At 57.5% G+C, this 6389-nt stretch carries 6 protein-coding genes; 5 read left to right on the top strand and 1 reads right to left on the bottom strand.

What is annotated here, in order from left to right; translation table 11 throughout:
- Nucleotides 1–246 precede the first annotated feature (246 nt).
- Nucleotides 247–459: a helix-turn-helix transcriptional regulator gene (locus D1646_RS15795; protein WP_243154197.1), complete on the bottom strand. Its 213-nt coding sequence runs from the start codon at nucleotides 457–459 to the stop codon at nucleotides 247–249.
- Between the two features lie 104 nt (nucleotides 460–563).
- On the opposite strand from D1646_RS15795, the gene D1646_RS15790 reads away from it, so the two are divergent.
- From D1646_RS15790 to D1646_RS15770, 5 genes are all read left to right on the top strand, one after another.
- Nucleotides 564–713, top strand: coding sequence for a hypothetical protein (locus D1646_RS15790; protein WP_160637393.1), 150 nt, complete (start codon nucleotides 564–566; stop codon nucleotides 711–713).
- A 211-nt stretch (nucleotides 714–924) separates the two neighbouring features.
- Nucleotides 925–2499, top strand: coding sequence for a sodium:solute symporter (locus D1646_RS15785; protein ID WP_160637392.1), 1575 nt, complete (start codon nucleotides 925–927; stop codon nucleotides 2497–2499).
- Between the two features lie 109 nt (nucleotides 2500–2608).
- Entirely contained in the window at nucleotides 2609–3454 is an 846-nt protein-coding gene (locus D1646_RS15780; RefSeq protein WP_160637391.1) for an amidohydrolase family protein, read from the top strand.
- A gap of 199 nt (nucleotides 3455–3653) precedes the next feature.
- On the top strand, nucleotides 3654–4226 hold the full coding sequence (locus tag D1646_RS15775; RefSeq protein WP_160637390.1) for a prolyl-tRNA synthetase associated domain-containing protein: 573 nt from the start codon (nucleotides 3654–3656) through the stop codon (nucleotides 4224–4226).
- 185 nt (nucleotides 4227–4411) lie between these two features.
- Nucleotides 4412–6331 (top strand): hypothetical protein, encoded by a 1920-nt coding sequence (locus D1646_RS15770; RefSeq protein WP_160637389.1) that lies wholly within the window; start codon nucleotides 4412–4414, stop codon nucleotides 6329–6331.
- Nucleotides 6332–6389 lie beyond the last annotated feature (58 nt).

Below are 6389 nucleotides of genomic sequence, written 5' to 3'. Positions count from 1 at the left end.
GTGACTACATTTTACACGAAGTTTCCCTTGTTGTCCTCCCTTTTTTCTTGTGTTGCACTTCATATGATAATCTTTCTTGCCCCCTTTTGAAAGGGGGTGCCCGAGCGAAGCGAGGGCGGGGGATTGTCCCTGGAAGCACCATCTTCTACCGCAAATTTTCAGTCGAAGTAATGCCTGCAAATCAATCCCCACCGCACGCGGTGGCAGCCGCCCAGCCTCCTTTTCCATTGGGAAGGGGGGCTGTTTTTATTCGTCCACCACAGTCAGGATATCCGTCAGCTGACAATCCAGCGCCTCGATGATGCGGCCCAGGTTGTAGCCGTCCAGTCGGAAGACCTTGTTTTTATAGTAGCCGTCGATAATATGGTATTGAATACCAGTATTCTTTGCCAAGTTATACCGGCTGATTTCATTGGCGTCCAAATATTGATCTAAACAAAGCCGTACAACCTTCATCATACTACCCTTCTTTCGGTATATATCATATAAAACACATACAGATGTTGACAATCAACTGTTTAAGGTATATGCTTATATAGGTATGTACCGGAAAGGATGATAATATGACGGATTATAAGGAACCCTACTACCTGCTGTTCAACGCCATAACCGACGCGGTGGAGGTGCTGGGACATCTGGAGGTACAGGCGGCGGTGAAGCTGCTGGAGGAGGCGCAGCTCAAGGCGGAGGAGCTTGTTTTGAATCAGGACTGAAAGGCAGAAAAGAGGCGCGCAGGCGTCTCTTTTGTTTAGGCTGTTCCGGGCGGCGTTCAGGACAAGTGCCGGCCTGGGGGAGGTAAAAAAACCATCAAATTAACCAAAAAAACGAAACAGGGAAAATTCCTCTTGACAAGGGCGCTTCTTTGCGTTAAACTTCAACGGTACAAAGCGCCAAAGTGCAGCGCGGAGGAGAGGAATGCTTTCTATGGCAATTAAACTGATTATGCTTCTGGTGTTTTTCGGAGTTATGGTAGGGATTGGACTGTATTGCCGGAAAAACGTCACAGATGTAAACGGCTTTGTGCTGGGCGGGCGCTCCGTGGGGCCCTGGCTCACCGCCTTTGCCTATGGCACCTCCTATTTCTCCGCCGTGGTTTTTGTGGGCTACGCCGGGCAGTTCGGCTGGAAATACGGCATTGCAGCCACCTGGGCGGGCATCGGCAACGCAGTGCTGGGCTCTCTGCTGGCCTGGGTTGTGCTGGGCCGCCGGACCCGTATTATGACGCAGCACTTGGACAGCGCCACCATGCCCGAATTCTTCGGCAAGCGGTTTGGCTCCACCTCGCTGAAAATTGCCGCCTCAGTTATCATCTTTATCTTCCTGATTCCCTACACCGCCAGCCTGTATAACGGCCTGTCCCGGCTGTTCGGCATGGCTTTCGACATTGACTACTCCATCTGTGTCATCGTAATGGCCGTCCTCACCGGTATTTACGTTATTGCCGGCGGATATATGGCCACCGCAATCAACGACTTCATTCAGGGAATCATTATGCTCTTCGGCATCTGCGCCGTCATCGTGGCGGTGCTGAACAGCCGGGGCGGCTTTATGGCGGCGCTGGTGAAGCTGGCCCAGGTGCCCACCGAGACCGCCAGCGGTCCCGTGGCCAGCGCCCCCGGCGTCTTCGCCTCCTTCTTCGGCCCCGACCCGGTGAACCTGCTGGGCGTGGTCATTCTCACCTCCCTGGGCACCTGGGGCCTGCCTCAGATGGTCCAGAAGTTCTATGCCATCAAGAGTGAGAAGTCCATCAACACCGGCACTGTGATCTCGACCCTCTTCGCCATGGTGGTAGCCGGCGGCTGCTACTTCCTGGGCGGCTTTGGACGGCTCTTCGCCGACGTGGTGGGGGTCACAGAGGCGGGGACCCCGGTGGGAGGCTTCGACGCCGTTATCCCTGCCATGCTCTCCGGTCTGCCTGACCTGCTGCTGGCGGTGGTGGTTATCCTGGTGCTGTCCGCCTCCATGTCGACCCTCAGCTCTCTGGTGCTCACCTCCAGCTCCACCCTGACCCTGGACCTGCTGAAGGGTCATGTGGTCAAGGAGATGGATGAGAAGAAGCAGGTGTTCATTATGCGCTGCCTCATCGTGGTATTTATCGCCATCTCGGTGGTGCTGGCCATTATCCAGTACCGCTCCAGCGTCACCTTTATTGCGCAGCTTATGGGCGTCAGCTGGGGCGCGCTGGCGGGCGCTTTCCTGGCCCCCTTCCTCTACGGGCTGTACTGGAGGGGCGCCACCAAAATCGCCTGCTGGGCCAGCTTCCTCTTCTCTACCGTGGTCATGCTGGCCGACATCTCCCCCCTGAAGTCCAGCTTCCCCGCCCTTCTGGTCTCCCCCATCAACTGCGGCGCTTTCTGTATGATCGCCGGGCTGATTATCGTGCCGGTGGTGTCCCTCATCACCGCCAAGCCGGAGAAGAGACTGGTGGACAATGCTTTCTCCTGCTACGAGGAGAAGGTCACCGTCCGCAAGAGCCAGGCCCTGGGCGACCCCCAATAAAAATTCCTCTCATCCTCTTTCCAATTGGCGGAGCCTGTGGTATGCTTAGGTGTACCCCAGGCTTCGCCAATTTTTTGACAGGGCGAAGCCCCGTTCAGGAGGTTGACCCATGATTTTTGATATCCACACCCACACCTTCCCCGACAAGATTGCCGGGGCGACCATTGCAAAACTCCAATCCATGTGCCATACCATGGCCTACTCCGATGGCACCGAGGCGGGGCTGCGGGCCTCCATGTCTGCCGCCGGGGTTAAGGGCTGTCTGGTGCTGCCGGTGGCCACCAACGCCCGGCAGGTGGTCCACGTCAACGACGCCTCTGCCCGCCTTAACGAGACCGGCCCGGATACCGGCCTGTGGTCCTTCGGCTGTATGCACCCCGACTTCGAGGGCTGGAAGGAGGAGCTGGCCCGGGTCGCCGCCCTGGGACTGAAGGGGATCAAGCTTCACCCCATCTACCAGGGGGTCGACTTTGACGATATCCGCTATCTGCGCATTCTGGACCGCTGCGGCGAGCTGGGGCTGATGGTCCTGACCCACGCCGGGCGGGACATTGGCTTTCCCCTCCGGGACCACTGCACCCCGGAGATGACTCTCCGCGCACTGAACCAGGTGGGTCCAGTGACGCTGATCCTAGCCCACATGGGGGGCTGGCGGGAGTGGGAGCGGGTGGAGGCCCTGCTGCCCGACACCGGCGTCTATCTGGATACCGCCTTTGCCCTGGGCCGCATTGCCCCCGTGGGGGACGGGTACTACGGCCCCTCTGACCTGCCGCTGATGGAGACAGAGCAGTTTGTCCGCATGGTGCGGGAGTTCCCGGGCCGGGTCCTCTTTGGCACCGACAGCCCCTGGCGGGACCAGGAGGAGGGCATTGCACTGATTGAGGCCCTGCCCCTGACCCGGGAGGAGAAGGACGGCATCCTGGGCGGATATGCCCGGAAGCTGCTGGGGCTTTGACGAGGGTTTCTTCCTTTTTCTTATAAGAAAAAGGAAGCGAAAAAGAATTTTTCCGCAAAACTTCGTTTTGCTTTTGGCTATCTTATGGAAGAAATATGTTTGAATGGAATCAGAGGAAAAACGAAGTTTTTCCCAAAAGTTTCTTTTTGATTCTTTTTCTTTTCAAAGAAAAAGAATAGAATGATAAAGGAGCGATACCATGTACATCGACCAGATCCGCTACACCGCCCGGCCTACCGACCAGCGCATTCCCCAGGAGCTTGCCATTTATGACCGGCTGGAGGAGCTGTCCATCCCCTACGTCCGGGTCGACCACGACCACGCCGACACTATTGAGTTCTGCCATGAGGTGGAGAAGGTACTGGGCTCCAAAATCTGCAAGAACCTGTTTCTGTGCAACCGCCGGCAGACCGAGTTCTACCTGCTGATGATTCCAGGGGACAAGCCCTTTAAGACAAAATTCCTCTCCGCCCAGCTGGGGTGCTCCCGGCTGTCCTTCGCAGACGACGGCCATATGCGGGACTATCTCCAGACCGTTCCCGGCTCTGTCTCCGCCCTGGAGCTGCTGTTTGATACGGACCACCGCGTCCAGCTGGTCATTGACAGGGACCTGATGGCCGACGAGCTGATGAGCGGCCACCCGAGCATTTCTACCTCGACCCTCCAGCTGAAGCGGGAGGATTTTCTGAGGTTTGTGGAGTCCACCGGCCATTCTCCCATCTATATCGACCTGCCCGACCCCCGCCTTGCTGGGGACCAAAGTCAGATGTGACCTCCCTTCCGCCGGACTCAGTTCCGGCGGAAGTTTTTTCTATTAATTTATTTTTTGCATTAGTTCATTAAATATATGAATTGGACAGGGATTGGTCGAATTTTGTATAATACTCTTATGAAAGGGGAGAGTCGTTTGTGAAAAGCGACAGCTCTTCAAAATGATTGAGAAGGGATGGATCAAGCATGAAATTGTACCGCAAGCTCGCCGCGCTGTGCCTGACTGCCGCTCTGGCGGTGGGGATGGCGGCCACCGCCTCCGCCGCCTCCGGGCCGGTGAAGGTGACCGTCAACGGCCAGACGGCCAGCACCGCCGCCTACATCAACGATGATTGGCGCACCATGGTTCCGGCGGAGGTAGCCGATGCCATGGGTATTGCCTACACCGTGGAGGGGGACAGCGTCACCTTCACTGCCAACGGCATCTCCCAGACCTACACTGCGGGCTCCGCCGCCGGGGACACCGTGGCCTCTCTGGTGGACGGGACCCTCTACGTCCCCTTCTACCACCTGGCCCAGACCTTCGGCTTCCAGGTGAGCTGGGACAGCGCGGCGGGAGGAGCTTCCGCCCGGAAGGAGCAGCAGACCAAGCCCGCCGCCAGTGACATCGAGGCCATTCAGGCGACGACGGCCCCCAACTTCTATGGGCACAAGGTAGAGACGGTTGCGGTGACCTATAAGGCCGGCGTCGACCTCTCCGGCGTCCAGCTGGAGGACTACGCCCTGTATGACCGGGGCTTTAATAATCCTGACTTTGGACAGGTGAAGCTGGTCAACATCAGCGTGTCCGGCAATGTGGTAACCCTGTATGCCGACCTGAACAGCGATAAGGTGACGGACCGCAGCCGTGAGACTTACGGAACCCTGTGTACCAGCGCCAGCTGGTATGTGGATTCTGAGGGCGTCATCCACTGTGACGACCCGCAGAACGGGGAAGAGGCGGGCAGCTGGCAGGACCGCCTGGGGAATACCATCGAGGCCAATACCATCAACAAGGGCCTGCAGCGGCGCGAAAATATGGACCTGATCCTCTGCGTGAACGGCGCGGACCTCCGGGATGGGATTGCCTCCACAGATGGGTCCGGCAAGTTGCTGGAGAACACGGTCTGGAAAGAGACCCTTCTGGGCGGCGGCCTGGATGAGGTGAAAATGGAGCTGGTGAATATTGGGCAGCCCGCTCCCGGCTATACCATGCAGTCGGATGAGGGGAAGATTCCTGTCTTTGTCATTTATCCTGACAACTACGATGCAAACCGCGCGGAGCCCTATCCCACCGTGGTTTATCAGTGCGGCGGCGGCGTCTGCTACTGGGAGGTGACCGACGGGTCTGCTACCTCCGCCAACAACCTGGGATGCAATGTGGTTTATGATGAGATGATGACCAAGTGGCATGAGGAGATGCCCGAGGCCATTATTATGAGCGTAAACGTACATTCCACGCCCATTGATGTGGCCGCGGCCGAGATTGCCGGCGTGCTGGACTACAGCATCGAAAACTGGAATGTGGACAAGGACGGCATTATCATTGTGGGCAACTCCCAGGGCACTCTGATTAGCTCCGACGTGATTCGCCAGCGCTCTGACCTGATTGCGGCCTTTGTGGAGTGCAACGGCAACCTGGGCAGCATGGCTTCTGCCAGCAATCTGGACGGCACCTTGGCCAACAGCAGTCTGGGCACCTGGACCGCGGAAGAGGTTCAGGCTATGATTGACAACGAGGTGGCGGTCTGGATGTTCAACGGCGAGACCGACGGCGACAACCCCGCGGCACAGCAGGATGTGATCGAGGTGGTGAAGGAGCTCTACCGTACCGCCGGCAAGGATGAAGCGTGGATTGCCGAGCACGTTCGTGCCTCCGGCCTCCAGTCCTGGAAGTTCAAGAACTGGGGCGAGACCGACCACTCTGTGACAAAGGTAGTGGCCTCCTTCTATCTGGAAGCTCCCTACACCGACGTCTGGGAGGGCCAGTCCAATTTGGCGGCAGGCGAAACCTATACCTATACCGGACAGGAAGAGGGCTATGCCAACTATGGCCTCACGGCGGACTATCAGTACACCGTGTACCCTGAGAGTGTTTCCCAGTGGGCCAAGGCGATTGTCAAATAATCTGTCCTAATTCCCAAATCAGTAACATGAAGCACGCCGCGGAGAATATTCTGCGGCG

The organism is Pseudoflavonifractor sp. 60, from assembly GCF_009911645.1.
Classification (GTDB): domain Bacteria; phylum Bacillota; class Clostridia; order Oscillospirales; family Oscillospiraceae; genus Lawsonibacter.
This window is presented reverse-complemented; position numbering and strand designations above follow the sequence as displayed.